Raw genomic sequence first — 21,394 nt, 5'->3', positions numbered from 1 at the left:
GCAATCCCGCCGGCATCAGACTTCATTTCAGGGAGTGTCATGAAGAACGCATTCAACAAGGCATTCGTGGCGTTGCCACTGGTCGCGGCGCTGGCGGCCTGCGGTGGCGGCAATGACGACAGTCCGACGACGGCAGCCCCGCTGAGCGAGGGCGGGACGGGCAAGGTCGGTGCGGCGGCCGACGGTCGTGCCATCGCGACAGCGCAAGCGTCCGCCACCGCCGCGTCGGACGCCGCCGCGGCGGCGGTCGGCGCACCCTTCCAGACGGACGCGAGCAGCCGCTTCTTCATCCTCGGCAACGACATCAACGAGGCCAATCTGGTCGAGTTCGGCATCACGCAGCGGGCCGACGGTGCCGTCGTGAGGATGGACAACCTCTCGCTGATCGGCGACGACGCGGCGGTGGAGAGCATCGCAGGCGATGCCAGCTTCGCGATGGGGCGATGGGCGCTGGGGATCTTCCGGCTCTTCTCGTTCGACCAACCCATCACGGCGGGGAGCACCGGCTATCACTACATCGTGTTCAACGGTGTGGCGGCGTTTCCAGGCTCGGGCAGCTACACCTGCGACACGGGCACCTTCACCGCGCCGAGCCGGTTGTCCGGATCGGGTCAGCTCACCGGGGTCGCCAGCGGGACGGCCTCGTTGTCGTTCGCGCCGGCGGGCGCCATCGTGCAGTCCACGATCCAGGTCCGTGCGAACGGCTTCCTGGGCACCCAGAGCTTCAGCACTGCCGACACGCCGCTGGAGACGCCGGACCACTACCTGAAGACGCCGGGATTCGTGGATTCCTCGGGCAACGGCCTGCTGCTCACCGTCGGCGCGGCGCCGGGCAACGCGATGCGCGTGGTCGTGCCCTACCAAGTGCCGGTGCGCGGCATCGGTTATCGCGGCATCGCCACCTTCGTCTGCACGCCGTGATCGCGCGACGCGCTCCGTGAGCGTCTGCGGTCGCAGGAGACCGCCCGCGAGCTGAGGCCAGGCTTGCGGGTATCGCAGGCGCGAAATCCGAGTCAAGCGTTACACCCATCAGGGGGTGAACGCCATCCCACACCTTCAGGCTCGACGGGCGCATAGCGCGCGACGCGGGCGGTTCCCCCTGAAGACGCCAAAAACTCCCGCGCGGAGGGCAAGAAGTCCCACCAGACTCCGCCCCCGCCAACGGATGCATTTGGCAACAAAAGTTTTCAATTCAGGGAATCACATGAAGTTCGAAGTCAAGAAGGTGTTCGTGTTCCTGCCGCTGATCGCGGCGCTGACAGCCTGCGGTGGTGGCGGCAGCGATGGCGGTTCCGTGAACGCCAACCAGGGTACGACCGGCGGGACCACGACCGGTGGCACGATTGGCGGTTCCACCGGGGGCAGCACGGGGGGCGCGACGACCGGTGGCACCACGGGCGGCACGACCACGGGCGGTTCTACCGGTGGCACGACGACCGGCGGCAGCACCCTGACGGAAGTGAAGGAAACGCCGGCGGGGTCGTCGGGTTCGGTGAGCGCGCCCTTCGTGAAGAACAGCTCGACGCGCTACCTGCTGCTGGGGTTCACCGAGTTGGACACCGGCGTCGTCGGCAGTCTGGTGACGCAACAGGCCGACGGCGCCATCGTGGCGATCGACGACAACAGGCTTGCCGGCGATCTGGCGGTGCAGAGCATCGCTGGCGACGCGACCTTCGCGATGGGTCGCTGGGGTCAGGGCACGGCGAACTTCAGCGTGCGGACCTCGCTGGTCACGCGCACGGACGGAGGCTTCCACTACATCGTCTTCAACCGCGCCGACACCTTCCCGACAAGCGGCACCTACACCTGCGACGCCGGGACCTTCACTGCGCCGACCCGCAGCACGGGCGTGGGCGACATCATCGGCACGGCGACGGGATCCGCCACGCTGTCGTTCGCGCCGGGTGGCGCCACGGCGAAAGTGACGATCCTGGTCCAGGCGAACGGCGATCAGAAGAGCATGAGCTTCAATACGGACGAGCCCCTGGCCACGCCGGACAGCCGGGTCAAGAGCCTGACCTTCTCCATCATCGGCGACGGTGCGATGTTGACGATTGGCGCGGCGCCGGACAACAAGTTGCGCGTGGTGGCGGGGTATCAAGTGCCGGTGGGTCGAGGCGACTACCGCGGCATCGCGACCTTCACCTGCGCGCCCTGATCGAAAGGCGCGCTTGAGCGCTTGAGCGCTTGGCGACGCCCGCGATCGCGGGCGTTGTGCACCCGATGCCGGCCTGGAGCCGGCATCGTCGTTTCACGGCCGCGCCCGCTCAGCGTCGCGGACCGTAGTGGCCCGGGATCCAGCGGCGGCCGCCGCCGCGGTTGTCCCAGTAGCCGTCGATCCAGATGGTGCCGGTGACGACGGGACCGCCTTCCGAGTAGCCGGCACCGTAGCCGCCACCGCCGCCGTAGCCGCGGTCATAGCCGTGATAACGATGGGCGGGGACCACGACGCAGCCGGTCAATGTCGCGACCAGCGGAGCCGCGATGAGCGCGAGCAGCAGGGGACGAAGCATTCGCATGCGGGACCTCCATGACGGGGACAACATGCGTCTGATAACGCGGCCCCGGAGGCCACCGATGACCTGTCGCGCCGGGCATTACCCGACGGACAAGGAGTAACGGCCGGTGAGGCCGATCAGTACGGGCCGTTCTTCAGCCAGTGTTCGAGTTGCGGCATGCGGTCGTTGCCCCAGAAGCGTTCGCCTTCGACGATGAAGAACGGCGAGCCGAAGACGCCGCGCGCTTCCGCGAGGTCGATCTCGGCCTTGAGGCGGGCACGCGCGGCCGTGTCGTTGGCGATGGCCTGGAGCTGGTCGGGCGAGACGTGCTGCGTGGCGCAGAGGTCCTGCAGCACTTCGCCCTGTGCGATGTTGCGGTCGTCGACGAAGTAGGCCCTGTAGACGGCCTGCGCGAACTTGCGGCCCTGCTCCGGATCGCGGTCATTGAACCAGTGGAACAGGCGCGCGGCCATCTCGGTGTGCAGGCCCAGCGAGGACGGCGTGTTGTAGGGCACCTTCATGAACGCGGCGAGCCGGACGACGTCGCGACGGACGTAGTCGCTGCGCATGACGCTGTTGGGGACGCGGATGCGTTCGAGCGACTGGAAGTTGGCGTCCAGCACGATGGCGTGCCAGTTGACGGTGCGGCCGTACCGGGCCGCGAGCTCGTCGATGCTCTGCGCGGCGATGTAGCCGTAGGGCGAGGCGAAGTCGAAATAGAAGTCGATCGGTGCGGGCATGCGGGCTCCTGTCAAGGCGCGCGGATTGTAGGAGGGTGCCCGAAGGGTGCCCTGCGCGGGCGCGTGACGCATCCGCCGGATGGGTGACCCCGCGATGGGTGACCCCGCCATTGCCGCTACCGCATCCGCCTACCGCCCGTCAACCACCCCCGGGTGGCGATGTGTCGGCCCTGTTGCCTTCCGATACAGTCATTTACGTCAGTTCCCCGAGGGACCGTGCATTCCGTGAGGGATGTCACACCAGGGGGGCTGACCAGGGCAAAACCGGCGCGAGCCGGCGACGCAAAGCCTCCGGTCTCGATGCCGATTTCCCAAGGAAGTCACGACGCGAGATAGCGGGGTTGCCGGACCGGACTCGACCGGTTCGTGACGCATCGCCGCTCGCCTGGCCCGTCCTGGGTTGAAAAACAACGCCAGACAAACGGCAGGCAGGGATGCAAGAGAAGTATGAACAGCGGACGCCCGCGGGGCGTCCGGCCGTCGGCGTGCCGACGGTCGCCACGATCGCGATCGCCGCCGCCTTGTGCGCGGCCTACGACACCGCCTGGGGTCAGGCCTTGCCCCCGGGCACCGTCGACCCCGATGCGCAGCGCCAGCTCCAGCAGCAACGCGAGGCGCAGCAGCGCCAGTCGCTCGAGCGCGAACCCGACGTGCGCCTGCGCGCCAGCGCGCCGCAGGCGCGTGCGCGGCTGCGCGACGACGAGTCGCCCTGTTTCCAGATCACCCGGATCGAGCTGCGTGGCGTCAAGGGCCAGCCCCGCATGGCGCGCCAGATCGGCGCGCTCGACGGACCGCAGGGCGATGACGCCCCGATCGGCCGCTGCCTCGGCGCCGGCAGCATCGCCACGCTGGTGACGCGCCTTCAGGACGCGCTGATCGAGGAAGGCTTCATCACAACGCGCGTGCTCGCGGCGCCGCAGGACCTGTCCACCGGGCGGCTCGAGCTGACCGTCGTGCCCGGCCGCGTCCACGCGATCCGCCTGCGCGAAGGCACGTCGCCGCAGGTGCGGCTCGCCAACGCGCTGCCGGTGAAACCCGGCGACGTGCTCAACCTGCGCGACATGGAGCAGGCGCTCGAGAACCTGCAGCGCGTCCCCGGCGTACAGGCCGACATCCAGGTCGAGCCGGCCCAGGGCACCAGCGAACCCGGCTACAGCGACCTCGCCGTGAGCTACCAGGGCGGACGCCAGTGGCGCTGGCAGGTGTCGCTCGACGACAGCGGCAGCGAAGCGACGGGTCGTTATCCGCTGGCGCTGACGGCATCGCTGGACCATGCGTTGACGCTCAACGACCTGTTCTACGCGACGCTCAACCGCGATGCCGACTGGCTCGCGCGCCGCGTCGACCACCGCGAGGGGCCGCACAAGGGCACCGGCGGCCACGTGCTGCATTACTCGCTGCCCTGGGGACACTCGCTGATCAGCCTGACGATGAGCCGCAGCGGCTACCGCCAGGTCGTCATCGGCGCCAACCAGACCTATGTCTATCGCGGCGCCAGCAGCAACGGCGAACTGAAGCTGACCCGCATGCTCTGGCGCGACGGCCAGTACAAGTTCAGCGGCTACGTGAAGCTGTTCGGCCGCGGCTCGCGCAACTACATCGACGACGCCGAGGTCGAGGTCCAGCGCCGCCGCACCGGCGGCTGGGAGGCCGGCATCAACTTGAAGCGCAACGCGGGCGGCGTCGGCAGCGAGGCCGAACTGAGCCTGAAGCGCGGCACCGGCGCCTTCCACGCGCTGCAGGCGCCGGAGGAAAGCTTCGGTGAAGCCGAGTCGCGCGTGCGACTGCTGCAGGGAAGCTACAGCGTCAACGGCGCGCTGGCGCTCGGCAGCCGGCAACTGCAGCTGAGCACCTCGCTGCGCGGCCAGTACGCGCTGAACCGGCTCACGCCGCAGGACCGCTTCTCGATCGGCGGCCGCTACACCGTGCGCGGCTTCGGCAGCGACGCGTCGCTCTCCGCCGACAACGGCCTGCTGTGGCGCAACGAGGCCGAGCTGCCACTCTCCGCGGCGCAGCAGTCGCCGGCGGTCTCGATGTACCTCGGCGTGGACGCCGGCCTGGTCGGCGGCAACGGTGCCGAGCGCCTCGCCGGCCGCCACCTGACCGGCGCCGTCATCGGATCCCGGCTGCGCACGCAAGGCTTCTCGCTCGAGGTCTTCGCCGGCGCGCCGCTGTGGCAACCGTCCCGCTTCCCCGCAGCCCGCGTCGTCGCGGGTTTCAACCTGACCTATTCCCGTTGAGATCGCGATGAACCGTCTTCAGTACCGAATCGTCTTCAACAAGCAACGCGGCCAACTGATGGCCGTGGCCGAGACCGCCCTGAGCCACGTCAAGGGCGGCAGCAACGGGGAAAGCGCGGGACCCGCCGCGCGCGCGCCGGGCAGCGCCGACGTCGTCCCGACGGTCTCGCGCGGCCCGCCCACGCTGCTCGCGCTGGCGGCGGCCTTCGCGATGGGTGCGGCGATCACGCTGGCACCGGACGCGCTCGCACAGGTCAAGGCCGATGCCAACGCGCCGAAGAACCAGCAGCCGACGGTGGTCAACAGCGCCAACGGCACGGTGCAGGTCAACATCCAGACGCCGAGCGCCGCCGGCGTCTCGCGCAATACCTACAGTCAGTTCGACGTCGACAAGCGCGGCGTGATCCTGAACAACTCACGCAGCGACGTGAGCACGCAGATCGGCGGCTACGTGCAGGCCAACCCGTGGCTGGCCAAGGGCCCCGCGCGGGTGATCCTCAACGAGGTCAACAGCAGCGCGCCCAGCCAGCTGAAGGGTTACGTCGAGGTCGCCGGACAGCGCGCCGAGGTCGTCATCGCCAACCCGTCCGGCATCCAGGTTGACGGCGCCGGCTTCATCAACGCCAGCGCCGCGGTGCTGACGACCGGCACGCCGCGCTTCAACGCCGACGGCAGCATCGCCGGCTACGGCGTGCAGGGCGGGCTGATCCGCGTCGACGGCCAGGGCCTGGACGGCTCGCAGACGGACTACACGGCGCTGCTCGCGCGTGCCGTCGAGATCAACGCCGGGATCTGGGCCAAGGATGCCCGCATCCAGACCGGCACGCAGGTGATGACGGTGGACGAGGCCGGCGTCGCCGGCGGCGAATCGCTGACGCCGACGGGCGAGCGTCCGCGCTACGCGCTGGACAGCACGGCGCTGGGCGGCATCTACGCGCAGCGCATCACGCTGGTGGGGACCGAGGCGGGCCTGGGCGTGCGCCAGGCCGGCCAGGTCGTCGGCGGACAACTGACCTTGCGCGCGGACGGCTGGCTGGACAACACCGGCACCGTCTATGCGCAGGAGGCGGATGCCAATGGCGCCGGCACCGGGACCAGCAACGTCACGCCCGCGTTGACGGTGCAGTCGAATACCGGCGTGCGCAACGCCGGTTGGCTGGCGTCGCGCGGCTCGGCGGATGTCCGCGCGCCGCAACTGACCGGTGAAGCCGGCAGCGTCACCGCGGCCGGCATCGCCTCGGACGGCACGGTGGTCGCAGGCGCCGGCGGGCTGTCGCTGAGCGCGTCGCAGTCAGCGACGCAGGCCGGCCAACTGCTGGCCGCCGACCGGCTGACGGTGCAGGCGCCAACGGTTGATCTCGGTGGCGCGCAGGCGCAGGCCTCGGCGATCACGCTGGGCGGCGGCAGCGTCGCGGCACGCGACGCGCTGCTCATCGCCACCGGCGCGGTCGATGCGACCGGCACCGCGTCTGTCGATCTGACCCGCGCGCAGGTGCAGGGCGGCTCGATCGCGGCGACCGCGCCGACACTGACCGCCGACGGTGCGCAGCTGTCGGCCACGGGGACGCTGAGCCTGAAGACCGACGGCAGCTTGAGCACACGCGCCGCGAGCCTGGCCGGCGGCAAGTTGTCGATTGCGGCGCATGACCTGGACCTGCGCCAGGCTGAATGGCTGCAGATCGGGACGGACGCGTTGAGCATGCGGGTCGACGGCACGATGAACGCCGACGCCGCGCGCATCGCCAGCAACGGCGCGTCGCTGGCGATCACGGCGGACGCCTTCAGCGCGGTCGGCGCGAGCGTGGAGCAGTACGGCATCGGCGCGCTGAGCCTGGACGGCGGCTCGCTGGACCTGAGCGGCGCGACGCTGTGGTCGAACGGGGCGCTTTCGGCCCGCGGCGCACAGCTGACGCTGAACGGCGCGGACGCGCAGGCGCGTTCGATCGCCTTGCAGGCCGACGGCCTGCTGAGCCAGCAGCACGCGACGCTGCGCACGACCGGCGCCGCGACCTTGAGCGCGGACCGCATTGACAACCGCGACGCCCGCGTCGCGGCCGACAGCGGTCTGTCCATCCAGGTCGGGACCGAGCTGCGCAACGACCGCGGCGAACTGCAGGCCGCCTCGGGCGGCCTCGCGATCGCGGGTCAGGCCGACATCACCAACGGTGCCGGCTTCATCGCCGCGCGCGACGGCGTGACCGTGTCGGCGCGTTCGCTGGCCCAGGACCAGGGCGCGGCGATCGGCGGCCAGGACGTGACGCTGACGCTGCAAGGCGAATTCCGACAGGATGCGTCGGCCAGCGTCTCGGTTGGCAGGAGCCTGGACATCGCCGCCCCGTCGATCGTCTCGAACGGACAACTGCGCGCGGGCGGCGCGCTGGCCCTGACGGCACGCGACAGCGCGACGCTGGGCGGATCCGTCTATGGCGCGCAGGTCGCTGTGTCCTCTGGGGGAGATCTGAGCGTCGCCGGGCTGCTTGCGGCGCAAGGTCAACTGAGCGCCACGGCGGCGCAGCGCCTGCAGACCGGCGCCGGATCGACGGTCGCGGCCGGCCTCGGCACCGACGGCCATATCGGCGTTCAGGGCGCCCTGGGCGCGCAAGGTGCGCTGTCGATGACCGCCGGCTCGGACATGACGCTGCGCGGTCAGGTGCTGGCGGTCGACGCCCACCTCGACGCGGCGGGCCTCGACCTCGCGGGCGCGCAGATCCAGGCGGTCAACGCGCTGAGCGTGAAGAGCGCCGGCGAGTTCAATACCGAAGGCGCCCGGCTGGGCGCGACCTCGCTGTCGGTGAAGGCGCAGGACTGGCGTCATGCCGGCGGCCAGCTCGCGTTGAGCGGCAGCGGCGATCTGACTGTGGCGCTGAGCGGCCGGCTGGACAACCGCCAGGGCCTGATCCAGGCGAATGCGAAGACGGTCTCGCTGACGGCGCAGGCCATCGACAACACCGCCGGCAAGATCGTCGGCGGCGGCGACGCGTTGAACCTGCGCACGGAGTCGCTCGCCAACCAGGGCGGCACGGTGACGACGGCGGGTGATCTGACCGTCGACGCCGGTCAGCTCGACAACCGCGACGGCGAACTGAGCGGTCGTCAGGTCGGGGTGACGAGCGCTCAGCTCGACAACCTCGGCAAAGGCCTGATCGCGGCGTCGGGGCACCTCGCGGTCCGTGCCGACACGCTGAGCAACGCCGGCACGCTGCAGGCGCAAGGCGACGCGACGGTGACCGGCGCGGGAACCTTGGTCAACAGCGGCCTGATCCGCGCCGGCGGCGCGGCGATGATCGAGGCGGACACGCTGACCCACACCGGCACGTTCGCGGCCGGCAACGCGCTGGTCGTGCGCGCTGGCGCGGTCGACAGCATCGGCACGTTCGCCGCGGGTCTACGGGCGGACAACACCATCGGCAGCGCGGGCGACCTGACGCTGACGGCGGAGCGCGCGCTGAAGCACGCAGGCACGGCGCTGGCGGGAGGGCTTGCGCGCATCGACGGTGGCGATCTCCAGCTGCAGGGCAGCCAGACGCAGGCAGCGAACCTGAGCGTGCGATCGCAAAGCGGCGATCTGCGCCTGGACCGCGCGACGATGGTCGCGACCGGCGGGCTCGATCTGAACGCGGGCGCTTCGCTGATCACGGACAACGCGCAGCTCAGCGGCGGCACGGTGAACGTGTCGGCCGCGGACTGGCGCAATGCCGGCGGCGAGATCGGCCAGACCGGCGCGGCCGGCCGGCTGACGGCGGCCGTAGGCGGCACGCTGGACAACAGCGGCGGCCGCATCGCGGGGAACGGTTCGGCGCTGTCGCTGAGCGCGCAGCGCATCGACAACGTGTCCGGCGAGGTGATCCATGCCGGCGGCGCCAACGGCGAACTGCGCCTGGAGGCCGCCACGCTCAACGGCGCCGGCGGCACCATCGCCGGCGCGGGTGGTCTCACGCTCGACATCGGCGGTCATGCCGATCTGGGCGGGGCGCAGGCGCTCACGCAGGCGGACCGCGTGTCCATCACTGCGGGCAGCCTGAGCACGCGCGATGCCAAGCTGATCGCCCAGCGGTCGGCGCAACTCACGGTCAGCGGCGAACTCGACAACACCGGCGGCCTGGTCCAGTCGGGCGGTACGCTGGTCGCGTCGGCCGGATCCCTGATCAATCGCAACGGACAGATCGGCGCCGTCGACGTCACGCTGACCGGCGGCAGCGTGGACAACGCCGGCCTCGGCCTGATCGCGGCGCAGCAGCGCCTGTCGGTCGACGTGGGCAGCCTCGGCAATGCCGGCACGCTGCAGGCTGGCGGCGACATCGACCTGCGCACCAGCGGTCGGCTGGACAACGCCGGGACCATACGCGCCGCGGGCGACATGCAACTGCACGCCGACGCGCTGACGAACACCGGCACGATCGCGGCACAACGCTCGCTCGGCATCGAGGCGACCACGTTCGCCAGCAGCGGCGCGCTGGCCGCGGGCCTGAAGGACGACAACACCGTCGCCGCCACCGGCGACCTGACGGTGGCCGCGACCGGACAGCTGCGTCAGGGCGGTACGGCGCTCGCGGGCGGCGCGATGACGCTGACCGGCGGCGAACTGGCCCTGCAGGGCGGGAAGTTCCAGGCGCAGCGCGTCACGCTGAACGCCCTGGCCGGCGACCTGCGCCTGGAAGGCGCGGCGCTGTCGGGCGGCGAGCGCCTGATGCTCGCGACGGCGGGCGTGCTGGACACCTCGTCCGCGGCCTTGAGCGCAGGCTCGGTGGCCGTGACGGCGGCCGACTGGCGCAACGTCGCCGGCGACATCGCGCAGACCGCGTCGGCGGGAACCCTGACCGTCTCGGTCGTCGGCACGCTGGACAACCAGAGAGGCTCGATCGCGGGCAACGCGGCCGACCTGACGATAGCTGCGGGCGTGCTGGACAACCGCGCGGGCTCGATCGTCCAGGCGGGCGCGGCTTCGGGCACGCTGGCGCTGACCGTGTCGCGCCTGGACGGCACCGGTGGCGAGATCCTCGGCAAGGGCGCGCTGGTGCTGCGCGCCGACGGCACGGTGACGCTCGACGACGCGCTCACGCAGGCGCGTCGTGTCGACATGACCGCGGTCAGCCTGAGCCATCGTGACGGCCAGCTCGTCAGCGAGACCGGCGCGACGCTGACGGCGGCCGGCGCGGTCGACAACACCCGCGGCGTGATCCAGATTGCCGAGGACCTGCGCATCAACGTGGCCTACCTCGCCAACACCGCCGGCCAGATCGGCGGCCGGACGGTGGATCTGTCGACGTCGGGCGCGCTGATCAACGGCGCGCAGGGCCTGATCGCCTCGACGCAGGCGATGACCATCGCCGCGGACCGGCTCGACAACGCCGGCAGCCTGCAGTCGCAGGCGGCGATGGACCTGACCGTCCACGACGCGTTCTCCAACACCGGCACCGCGTACGCGCGCGGCCCGCTGACGATCACGACGGGCGACGTGCTCGGCAACACCGGCATGCTGGCGTCGCAGGGCGCGCTGGCGGTGCAGGCGGACAGCATCGCCAGCAGCGGCGGCTTCATTGCCGGGCTGAATCCGGATAACACGCTGGGCGCGCAGGGCGACCTGACATTGCGCGCGACCGGTGCGCTGCAGCAGAGCGGCCAGACGCTGGCGGCAGGCGCGATGTCCCTGCGCGGCGCCACCCTGCAATTGCAGGACGCGAAGCTCCAGGCACAGACCGTCGGCTTGACGGCCACGGCGGGTGCCCTTCAATTGAACCGCGCGACCGTAGCTTCCGCCGGCGCGCTGACGTTGGGCAGCACCGGCGCGCTCGACACCGGCGCGGCGGCTGTCTCGGGAAACAGCATCGCCATCGCGGCGCAGCGCTGGTCCAACGTCGACGGCACGGTGACGCAGACCGGCCAGGGCGGACAGGGCGCCACCCTGAGCGCGACGCTGCAAGGCGCGCTCGACAACACGCGCGGCGAGATCGCTTCGGCCGGTCGCACGTTGGCGATCTCGGCCGGCGCGGTGAACAACACCCAGGGGCGCGTCGTTCACGCGGGGGGCGAGGGTCTGCGCATCGATGCGACCTCGCTGAGCGGCGTCGGTGGCGAGATCCTCGGCGCGCAGTCGGTGACGCTCGCGGTGACCGGCGCGGTCGACCTCAGCCAGGCGAAGACGCAAGGCGGACAGGTCGTGATCGAGGCCGGCAGCCTGCGCCACCAAGGCGGCCAGTTGCTGAGCGGCGGCGACGCGCAACTGCGCGTCACGGGCGCGCTGGACAACACGGGCGGCGCGATCGTCGCCACGCGCGACCTGGTGGGGCAGGCCGGATCGCTGGACAACACGGGCGGCCAGATCGGTGCTCGCGACGTCAATCTGACCACCGGCGCGCTGACCAACGGCGCGCAAGGCCTGATCAATGCGCAGCGCGCGCTGACCGTCGGCGCGAGCCAGCTGAACAACGCTGGCGCTATCCAGTCCGGCGCGGACACGCGCCTGACCGTCATTGGCGACATGACCGGCAGCGGCGCGGTCTACGCGCAGGGCAATGCCGTCCTGAACGTCGGCAACGCGCTGGCGAACACCGGATCGATCGCCGCGCAGGGCGCGGTGACGATCGATGCGGCGTCGCTGTCGGGCAACGGGACGCTCGCCGCGGGTCTCCGTCCGGACAACACGCTGGCGGCCCAAGGCGACCTCACGGTCCGCACGACCGGCACGATGCAAGCGAGCGGCGCTCTGATGGCCGCTGGCGGCCTGACGCTCAGCCGGCATGACCTGCAGCTCCAGGATAGCCGCGTGCAGGCGGCGTCCGCCTCGCTGACCTCGACCGGCGGCCCGCTGCGGCTGGACCGCGCGGCGCTCGCCAGCGCCGGCAACCTGATGCTGGCGAGCGCGGGCCTGCTGTCGACCGACGGCGCGACGCTGAGCGGCGCGAACGTCGGCCTGACGGCGAGCGACTGGCGCAATGTCGGCGGTTCGCTCACGCAGCTCGGCGCGACCGGCCAACTGACGGCCACGATCGGCGGCCAGATCCTCAACACCGATGGACGCATCCAGTCCAGCGGCACGCTGCTGCGTCTGCAGGCGCAGGCGATCGACAACGTGCGGGGCTCGCTGGTGCAGGCGGGCAGCGGCCCGCTGACGCTGTCGATTGGAACGCTGAACGGCACGTCCGGTCAGATCCTCAGCAACGGCGCGCTGACGATCGGCGCGAGCGGTGCGGTGACGCTGACGGACGCGCAGACGCAGGGCGCGGGCGTGACGGTGACGGGCAGCAGCCTCGACCACCGCGGCGGCAACCTGGTGAGCACGGGCGCGGCGCAGGTCACCATCGACGGCGCCCTCGACAACACCGGCGGCACGCTCGCCAGCGCGGGGGCGCTCGACGTGCGCGCGGCCAGTCTCGCGAACAACGGCAACGGCCTGCTGCAGAGCGACTCGACGCTGCAAGCGACGATCGCCGGCACCCTGGACAACCAGGGCGGCCGGCTGCGCAGCGGCTCGACGATGACGCTGAACGCCGGCACCGTGGACAACCGCGGCGGCTGGGCTGGCAGCGACGGCGCGCTGACGCTGACCACGGGCGGGAATCTGCTGAACGGCGGCGGCAGCCTGCTGTCGCAGCAGGGGATGTCGCTGACCGCAGCGTCCGTCGCCAACCAGGCGGGCCGCATCGCCAGCCTGCAGGGCGGCGTGACCGTGCGCGCGCTGGGGGCGCTCGACAACACGCAAGGGGCGATCCAGGCGGCGCAGACGGTGGACCTGCTGTCGACCTCGCTGACCAACCGCCAGGGTGAGGTCTCGGGCGCGACGGTCGTGGTCGACACGCGCGGCCAGACGCTGGACAACGCTGGCGGGCGGCTGCTCGCCTCGCAATCGCTGACGACGGACAGCGGCACGCTGAAGAACCGCGGCGGCCTGCTGCAATCGGGCGGCGGGCTGTCGGTGCAGACGCACGGCGCGGCGCTGAACAACACGCGCGACGCCGCGGTCTCGACGCCGACCGGCATCCGCGCGGTGGGCGCGATGACGATCGCCGCCGGCGCGCTGACCAACGAGACCGGCATCAGCGCCGGCACCTCGGCGCAACTGAGCGTGAGCCAGTTGACCAACCGGGCGGAGCTGTCGGCCTCGGCGCTGGGCCTGACGGTCGGCAGCACGCTGGACAACCAGGGCGGTCGCCTGATCGGTGGTCAGTCGTTGAACGCCTCCGCGCAGCAGGTGCTCAACCAGGGCGGTCTGATCTATGGCGGCAGCACGCTGACGCTCAGTTCGGCCGGCCGCATCGACAACACCGGCAATGCCGGCGGCAGCGTGGGCATCCAGGGCGGCAACATCACGTTGCAGGCGCAGCAGCTCGACAACGTCGGCGGCCAGGTGCTGGCCAGCGGCAACCTCGGGCTGACGATCACGCAGGCGCTGAACAACACCAGCGGCGCGCTGGGCGCGTCGGGCTCGCAGACGATCGGGGACGGCGCGCAGGCCTCGGCGCTGTCGCTGAACAACGCTGGCGGCCGCATCTGGTCGGGCGACGCGATGGGGCTGAACTTGCGCGAGCTCGCCGGCGGTGTCGGCGGGCAGATCAGCAGCGGCGCCGGCATGACGGTGAAGCTCGCGGGCGACTTCAGCTACAGCGCGGGCAGCCAGTTCCAGTCGGCCGGCGACATGACGCTGAGCGTCTCGGGCAACTTCGGCAACCAGGGCACGCTGCGCAGCGGCGGCGCCTTGTCCATCCAGGCGGCCAACATCGACAACGCCGCCAGCGGCGAGCTCAGCGGCACGCTGACGCTGCTGACGGCGGCGGGGCAGCTCACCAACCGCGGCCTGATCGACGGCGACGGCGTGGCGCTGAATGCGGACCGGATCGTCAACGTCGGCACCGGCCGGATCTACGGCGGCGACATCGTCATCGACGGCGGCCAGCTCACCAACGGCGCGGAAGGCGGCGTATCGGCGGTGATCGCCGGCCGGCGCACGATCGATGCGGCGATGACGCGCGACATCGCCAACACCGGCGGCGCGCTGATCTTTGCGGACGGCACGCTGACGATGACGGGGGCGAGCCTGCTCAACGAGAACTCGATCATCGAGGCCAGCCATGCGCTGGGGATCCAGATGACCGGCGGGATCGTGAACCGGACGGTGTTGGCGGGCGTGAGCACGGGGCAGACGACGGGCACCGGCTCCGGCGGGACGGGGGGAACGGGTGGAGGCGGCGGTGGCGGTGGCTCGGGCAGCGACAACCACCAGAACCAGCAGATGCGGATGATGTCGGCGAACGCCGTCATCGAGGATTCGCCGCGTGAAGAAGGCGGCGGCGGTGGCGGCGGCACGGAGCCGACAGGCGGCACGGTGAACGGCGTGAGCTTCCTCGACACGAAGGCCTTCATCCGCAGCGGCGGCAACATGAGCCTGATCGGCGCGTCGCTGGTCAACAGCGGCGCCAACATCGAGGCGCGCGGCGACCTGCTGCTGCAAGCCGGAACGATCGACAACCTGAATCCGTACCTAGCGTGGAAGACCAATCCGGGCGCGGCGGCGCCGTATGCGCGGGTCCAGTACCGGTCGGCGCAGGGGATGGTGCAGTATTACTACGCCAACGTGCCGCTCAATGGCAAGACGGCGAACGATGCGGTGGCCGAGTGGTCGCGCGCGCATCCGACGGAGGGAGTCGTCGGCTACACGGTCGAGGGCGGCGAAGGCCTGGCCTCGGTCACGCAGTCGTTGGCGGCGAACATCATCGTCGGCGGTCAATTGACGGTGCTCGGGGCGTCGTCGATCACGAACGACATGAGCCGCGTGGTCGGTTACACCGGCGTCGACATCACCGGCGGCAAGGTGACCAACGTCAAGCACGACGTTCAGGTGGTCGACGCGCAGGGCGTGACGCAGACAGTGACGCTGCAGCTGCCTTCGCAGGCGCAGTCCTTCATTCCGGCGTCGCAAGGGGCGGACGGCCGCCAGCAGGCCGGCGGCGTGAGCCTGGGCGGCGGTGCGTCGCAGCAGGGCGCGCAAGGCGACACCCGCGCGACTGCGGGCGGCGGCTCCGGCCTGAGCGGCCTGATCGGTCGCGTCATGCGACAGGTCAATGCCGGCAATGCGGTGGTGACCGGCGCCCAGGGCGGCGCGCAGGTGCGCACCGGCGGCCAGGTGTTCGCGCAGGCGGTCGACGCCGGAACCGGCGCCGGCAACGCAGGCACGGCCGAAGTCCAGATCCTCAATGCCACCGTGACATCGATCCAGCAGCTCGGCGCGATCCAGGGCGGCGACTTGTCGTCCACGATCCAGGGCGGCGCGCAGACCGGCCGCTCCGCGGCGGCGCAGGCGCTGCGCGCTGCGGCGGCCGCGCAGGCGGACGGCTCGGCGCAGGCCGACGGCAAGGCGATGACGCAGGCGACCAAGGTGCTCGCGTCGTCGGCCTCGTCGTCGCAGCGTCCGGGCGCGTCGCAGGGCGTGACGCTGAGCGGTTCCGGCGCGACCTTCAACGGCAAGCCGCTGGCGCTGAGCGTGCGGGTCAACCTGACACCGCCCTCCAATAGCCTGTTCAAGACGCACAAGGAGCCGACGTCGAAGTACCTGATCGAGACCGATCCGCGCTTCGCCAACTACAAGGAATGGCTGTCCAGCGATTTCCTGCTGCAGGCGATGGCGCTGGACCCGACGGTCACACAGAAGCGCCTGGGCGACGGCTTCTACGAGCAGCGCCTGGTGCGCGAGCAGATCGGCCAGCTGACCGGCACGGGCTACCTGTCGGGCTACGCGGACGACGAGTCCCAGTACCGCGCGCTGCTGACCCGCGGCGCGACCTTCGCCAAGGAGCACCAGCTGGTGCCAGGTGTTGCGCTGACGGCGGAGCAGATGTCGCAGCTCACCAGCGACCTGGTGTGGCTGGTGGAGCAGACGGTGACGCTGGCGGACGGCACGACGCAGCGCGTGCTGGTGCCGCAGGTGTACCTGGTGCCGCGCGAGGGTGACCTGCTGCCCAGCGGCTCGCTCATCGCGGGCGGCCGCGTGGAGATGGCGCTGAGCGGCGATTTCACCAATGGCGGTGACGTGCGTGGCGGCGTGGTAGACATCACCGCGCAGAACATCGCCAACACGGGCGACATGCGCGGCACGACGCTGGCGCTGACGGCGCGGGACGACCTGCGCAACATCGGTGGTTCATTGAGCGCCACGGGCGACATGAGCCTGACGGCGGGTCGCGACATCGTGATGGAGACGACCACGGCCAGCGGCGGGACCAAGCGCGGCAACGTGACGACGACGGCGACGGTGCTGGATCAGGTGGCTTCGCTGAGCGCGGGCGGCGTCATGGTGGTGAAGGCCGATCGCGACATCACGATGCAGGCGGTGCAGATCACGCAGGGCGGGGCCGACGGCGCAGGCGCGGACGGCGGCGTGCTGATCCAGGCCGGGCGCGATCTGTCGCTGACGACGGTGCAGACCTCGAGTTCGCGCGACGAGATCAAGAACGCCAACAACTACAAGAAGGAGAGTCAGCACCAGGACGTGGGCACGGCGCTGCAGGCCGAGGGCGCGATCGTGCTCAAGGCGGGGCAGGACCTGACGGCCACGGCGGCGCAGATCGCGAGCGCGCAGGGCGAGGTGACGCTGGGCGCGGGTCGCGACGTGCAGCTGCTCGCGGGCGAGGCGAACTCGGTCGTCGAGGAGATGACGCAGAAGACGAAGAAGAGTCTGTTCAAGAAGAAGACGGTCACGACCTACAACAAGACCGACGAGACGACGGCGATCGGCACGACGGTGTCGGGCGACACGGTGAACATCGTGGCGGGCCGCGACATCACGCTGGCCGCGGCGCAGGCGGTGTCGGACAACGGCACGAAGCTGATCGCGGATCGCGACATCACCATCGACGGGGTGACGAACTCCGTGGACACCGAGCAGTTCAAGAAGACGGTGAAGTCGGGGCTCTTCAGCGGCGGCGGGATCGGCGTGACGATCGGCAAGCAGGAGCTGTCGCAGGCGACGAAGTCCACGCAGGAGACCAACCAGGGCTCGATGGTGGGCAGCGTCAACGGCGACGTGGACATCCTCGCGGGCGGCAAGTACAAGCAGATCGGTTCGGAGGTGCAGGCGCCGGGCGGCAACGTGACGATCCAGGCCAAGTCGATCGAGATCGAGGAGGCGCGCAACAAGTCCGCCCAGGACAGCGAGACGAAGTTCAAGCAGGCCGGTGTGACGCTGGCGCTGAGCGCGCCGGGGATCAGCACCGCGATGGATGCGACGAAGGCGGCCGAGCACGTCACGCAGACGCAGGATGACCGCATGAAGGCGCTCGCGGCGGCGACGGCGATCTCCAAGGCGATGCAGGCGGTCGATGAGATCAAGAAGCTCGGCGAGGCGATGAACGAGGCCAACCAGAACGCCGGCATCCGACTCAGCCTGACGGTGGGCAGCTCGCAGAGCAAGAGCACGCAGCACAACGAGTCCGACCAGGCCGTGAGCAGCGCGATCTCTGCGGGCAAGAACCTCAGCCTGATCGCGAGCGGCGGCGGCGCCGATTCCAACGTGACGGTGCGCGGCAGTGCGCTGACAGGCCAGGACGTGTTGATCAAGGCGGACAACGCGATCAACCTGATGGCCGCAGGCAACAGCAGCGAGCAGCACAGCAAGGACAGTAGCACCAGTGCGTCGGTGGGCATCGGCGTCACGCTGGGCAAGCAGAACAGCCTGGGCTTCACGGCTTCGGCCAGTGTGTCCAAGGGCAATTCCGACGGCACGGACAATTACTTCACGACGACGCAGGTCACGGGCGGCAGCTCGGTGAAGCTGGAGTCCGGTGGCGACGCAACGCTGCAGGGCGCGGTGGTCAGCGGACCGAAGGTGAGCGTCGATGTTGGCGGCAATCTGAAGATCGAAAGCCTGCAGGACACGGCCAAGTTCGACAGCAAGAGCATGAGCGCCGGCGGCAGCGTGACCATCGGGTACGGCTCGAGCGCCAGCGGCAACTTCAGCCAGTCCAAGGTCACCGCGGACTTCGCGGCGGTTGGCGAGCAGGCGGGCATCCGCGCGGGCGATGGCGGCTTCCAGGTGAACGTGAAGGGCAACACCGACCTGAAGGGTGGGGCGATCACGAGCAGCCAGGCGGCGATCGATGCGGGCAACAACAGCCTGAGCACCGGCACGCTGACGACGAGCGATATCGAGAACCGCAGCCAGTTCAAAGCGAGCGCCGTGATGGTGAGCGCGGGAACGGGTGGCGGCATGGCCGGCGCGTTCAAGGACAGCGACGACGACCGCAGCACGACGCGCAGCACGATCAGCGCGGGGAGCACGACGATCACCAGCGGGGATGCGGCGAGCCAGGCCGCGCTGGAGAAGCTGGACCGCGGCGCGACCAACGATGCGACGGCGGGCAAGCTGGCGCAGGGCTGGAACGGGCAGGAGCTGGCACAGCAGGCGAAGCTCAACGCGCAGATCGTGGCGGAGTTCGGGGCGCAGGCGGCGAAGGAGGTCGGGGACTATGCGGCCTCCAAGACGAAGGCGCATGACGACGCAGAGTTGTATCTCGCGCTGAAGAACTCCGAGTCGACCCTGTCGGACGACGAAAAGAAGCGTCTGGTGGAGATGGAGACGAAGGGAGGCTTCAGCGTCACCAATGCGAATGCCACTCTCGCGGACGCGAACGTCATTGCTGACTACGAAGCATGGAAAGAGGGAGGCTCTTCGAGAGTGGCGCTGCACGGAATCGTGGGCGCCATGTCTGGAGGCGTCGGTGGGGCGGCAGGAGCGCTGGCAAGTCAATCTGTAGTGGCGAAACTCGGCGAAGACATCCGCGCTTTGGACATCCCGGCAGGTTTGGCCAACGTGTTGATCGCAGGGGCATCAAGTGCGATCGGTGGCGTTGCGGGTGGGGGCAGCGGCGCAATGACTGCGTTCAATGCCACGGAGAACAACTTCCTTAACCATGCCCAGGCGTCTCGGTTACGCGAATTGGAGGAAAAGAAGAAGTCTGGCAAGTTGACTAGTGCGGAAGCGGCCGAGAGGCAGGAACTGATCAATGAAGACCTTCGAACGAATGCTCAGTTGCGGAGTTGCTTGGGTCAGGGGAGCGCAGCTTGCGTGCAACTGCGCGCGAAGGCGGATGCGGCGGTGAAGAGTTTCCTTCCGTCCGATACTGAGATTTCAGCATGGGCGGTTCAAAAGTCCAAGTCGGGACCTTATTCCGCCGAAATATTGATTGCCGCGTACAAAGCGCAGTTTTCTGATATGCGGTCGGCGTCGGAGGCAATTGATGAAATTCCAGCCGGCCAGAAATTGGATCAAGCCGCGGATTGGGTTCGCAGCTCAATTTGGTCCGACTTGGCGAGTGGCCGAATGGATATGCTGGATCGAGTCGGCGCTGGAGCCAATAACAAGCAGCAGGGGAACTTCGCAGTCGGGGTGGCGTCGGGAATTACTGGGGGCAGTGCCCTTGCGAATACAACGCGCAATACCATCAATGAACTTAAAGCTGCCGATAGGATTGCTCAGGAGCAGGCAGCGGTGCTCCAGCGCGTCAAGGTCGAGCTCAACAGTCGGGTGGACGATGCACAGCAATATATAAATACTCCGGCACCCATCCAGGTTCCAGAGAAGGTGATCCGTCAGGACTATGATTTCTATTCATCAGTCAACTTGAAGGGCAATCCGAAGGCCTCTATCGACAAGGATGGAAACTTGGTTGCTGCAAATCCCGACGGAAGTGGAAGTGTCCAAACACACGTGCGGGGTAGTAATCCAAACCAAACTCCCTATATTTCAACGACTGATGCGTCCGGGGCTGAGTCTGCTAAGAACTACGGTGGGCAAAAGATTACAATCGATACTCGGGAGATGCAGCGGGATTTGAACTCCGGCCTAATATCGATGGATCAGACGCAGATCCTCGCGCCCCAGGTCGTGCAGCGCGATTTGCAATTGAAAATCGATGCAGCTCAGATGAAATATGATAAAAGCCCCACGAATGACAATCTTGTACGTTTGAATCGCGCGCAATCGGATCTGCAGAATGCGGTGCGCGACTCGGAATGCCTGATCAAGGGCTGCGTGCCGGGTGGATATTTTGTTGCGCCGATAGCGCCAGTCGTACCTAAACCCCTTTCTCAACCTCCCAAGAAGCCATGATTTCAGACGAAAAAGACCTTCTGGAGCGAATTCCGGCCGGTGTTGACTATACGGACGAACCTGCCGAACTGGATTTTGATGATATTCCGCGTGAGCGAATTCCGCGGCTTGAACATTTATTGGTAGCCGAAGATGAGTACGTTCGACTACGCGCAGGACTGCTTCTGGCGAGCTGGGGTGAAAAGTCGGGATTCGAGTTCTTGCGTTTGTTCGTGGAGATTAGCAAAGGGAAGGACCTTGAGTGGTTCCCCCATAGGCTTCGCTTATACGATGAGACCTATACAAGAATTTTCATGGCACTGGAGAGTTTCTGGGCGAAATCTCTGGACGCAAATATAAATGAAGAATTGAGGACTGAGCTTGTTCTAACCTTGAGGCGGTTGATTGAATATGCGTCCGTCCTTCAATTTGAGGTGCCACTTCAATTCTTGCTGCTGCATGCAAAATTGATCGAACTGCTCCCGGATGTCAGGAATTACCTGCATGAAATATTAAAGAATCGCGAATTTCATCATTGGAAGGTTGAAGACGCGATCTCGGTACTGAAGCAAGTGGATCCTGACTTCGTCGCACACGAGTTAGCAAGGCATGGTGGGGATTGAACTAATCTGGATCGCTGCGATGCTGCAAGAGTGTGGGCAGTTTTTTGCAGACCAATGGCTCGCCGAGACCATAAACTGCCGCAGCAAAGTGCCGTGCCCCTTTTTGAGCGCGGCAGAAGCGGCGGCTGATGGGGCAGACGTGGACTGCGGCGGGTGAGCCAAATTCTACTTTTGGCAAGAATTGGAAGAGTAATCGCCATGTATTCCCATGTTAGGA

The 21,394-nt window shown here is 68.5% G+C and carries 7 protein-coding genes and 1 riboswitch; of the genes, 5 read left to right on the top strand and 2 right to left on the bottom strand.

From position 1 onward, the window contains the following. Positions 1-39: 39 nt before the first annotated feature. Both PV762_RS25985 and PV762_RS25980 read left to right on the top strand, forming a co-directional pair. Positions 40-921 carry a hypothetical protein gene (locus PV762_RS25985; RefSeq protein WP_421037897.1) on the top strand — a complete coding sequence of 294 codons (882 nt, stop codon included), beginning with the start codon at positions 40-42 and terminating at the stop codon, positions 919-921. Between the two features lie 283 nt (positions 922-1,204). Continuing rightward, on the top strand, positions 1,205-2,158 hold the full coding sequence (locus PV762_RS25980) for a hypothetical protein (protein ID WP_421037896.1): 954 nt from the start codon (positions 1,205-1,207) through the stop codon (positions 2,156-2,158). A gap of 109 nt (positions 2,159-2,267) precedes the next feature. Here PV762_RS25980 and PV762_RS25975 read toward each other — a convergent pair whose 3' ends face one another. Both PV762_RS25975 and PV762_RS25970 read right to left on the bottom strand, forming a co-directional pair. Further along, positions 2,268-2,519, bottom strand: coding sequence for a hypothetical protein (locus tag PV762_RS25975; RefSeq protein WP_421037895.1), 252 nt, complete (start codon positions 2,517-2,519; stop codon positions 2,268-2,270). Positions 2,520-2,635: 116 nt separating this feature from the next. Continuing rightward, positions 2,636-3,238, bottom strand: coding sequence for a 2-hydroxychromene-2-carboxylate isomerase (locus PV762_RS25970; RefSeq protein WP_421037894.1), 603 nt, complete (start codon positions 3,236-3,238; stop codon positions 2,636-2,638). A gap of 247 nt (positions 3,239-3,485) precedes the next feature. Further along, positions 3,486-3,587: riboswitch (cyclic di-GMP riboswitch) on the top strand. A gap of 85 nt (positions 3,588-3,672) precedes the next feature. Between PV762_RS25970 and PV762_RS25965 the strand changes: the two genes are divergently transcribed. The 3 genes from PV762_RS25965 to PV762_RS25955 are packed head-to-tail and all read left to right on the top strand — an operon-like array spanning position 3,673 to position 21,177. Further along, entirely contained in the window at positions 3,673-5,478 is a 1,806-nt protein-coding gene (locus PV762_RS25965) for a ShlB/FhaC/HecB family hemolysin secretion/activation protein (protein ID WP_421037893.1), read from the top strand. Positions 5,479-5,485: 7 nt separating this feature from the next. After that, entirely contained in the window at positions 5,486-20,575 is a 15,090-nt protein-coding gene (locus PV762_RS25960) for a hemagglutinin repeat-containing protein (protein ID WP_421037892.1), read from the top strand. Continuing rightward, positions 20,572-21,177: a hypothetical protein gene (locus tag PV762_RS25955; RefSeq protein WP_421037891.1), complete on the top strand. Its 606-nt coding sequence runs from the start codon at positions 20,572-20,574 to the stop codon at positions 21,175-21,177. The genes PV762_RS25960 and PV762_RS25955 overlap by 4 nt, the downstream gene beginning before the upstream one ends. Positions 21,178-21,394 lie beyond the last annotated feature (217 nt).

Source organism: Mitsuaria sp. CC2, from assembly GCF_048957715.1.
Taxonomy (GTDB): Bacteria; Pseudomonadota; Gammaproteobacteria; order Burkholderiales; family Burkholderiaceae_C; genus Roseateles.
The sequence above is the reverse complement of the archived record's forward strand: the minus strand, read 5'-3'. Positions and strand labels throughout refer to the sequence as shown.

Bases quoted from the DNA above. Each gene is read 5' to 3' on its own strand.
- PV762_RS25970 (WP_421037894.1), bottom strand. From the start codon at position 3,238: ATGCCCGCACCGATCGACTTCTATTTCGACTTCGCCTCGCCCTACGGC.
- PV762_RS25985 (WP_421037897.1), top strand. From the start codon at position 40: ATGAAGAACGCATTCAACAAGGCATTCGTGGCGTTGCCACTGGTCGCG.
- PV762_RS25980 (WP_421037896.1), top strand. From the start codon at position 1,205: ATGAAGTTCGAAGTCAAGAAGGTGTTCGTGTTCCTGCCGCTGATCGCG.
- PV762_RS25975 (WP_421037895.1), bottom strand. From the start codon at position 2,519: ATGCGAATGCTTCGTCCCCTGCTGCTCGCGCTCATCGCGGCTCCGCTG.
- PV762_RS25960 (WP_421037892.1), top strand. From the start codon at position 5,486: ATGAACCGTCTTCAGTACCGAATCGTCTTCAACAAGCAACGCGGCCAA.
- PV762_RS25955 (WP_421037891.1), top strand. From the start codon at position 20,572: ATGATTTCAGACGAAAAAGACCTTCTGGAGCGAATTCCGGCCGGTGTT.
- PV762_RS25965 (WP_421037893.1), top strand. From the start codon at position 3,673: ATGCAAGAGAAGTATGAACAGCGGACGCCCGCGGGGCGTCCGGCCGTC.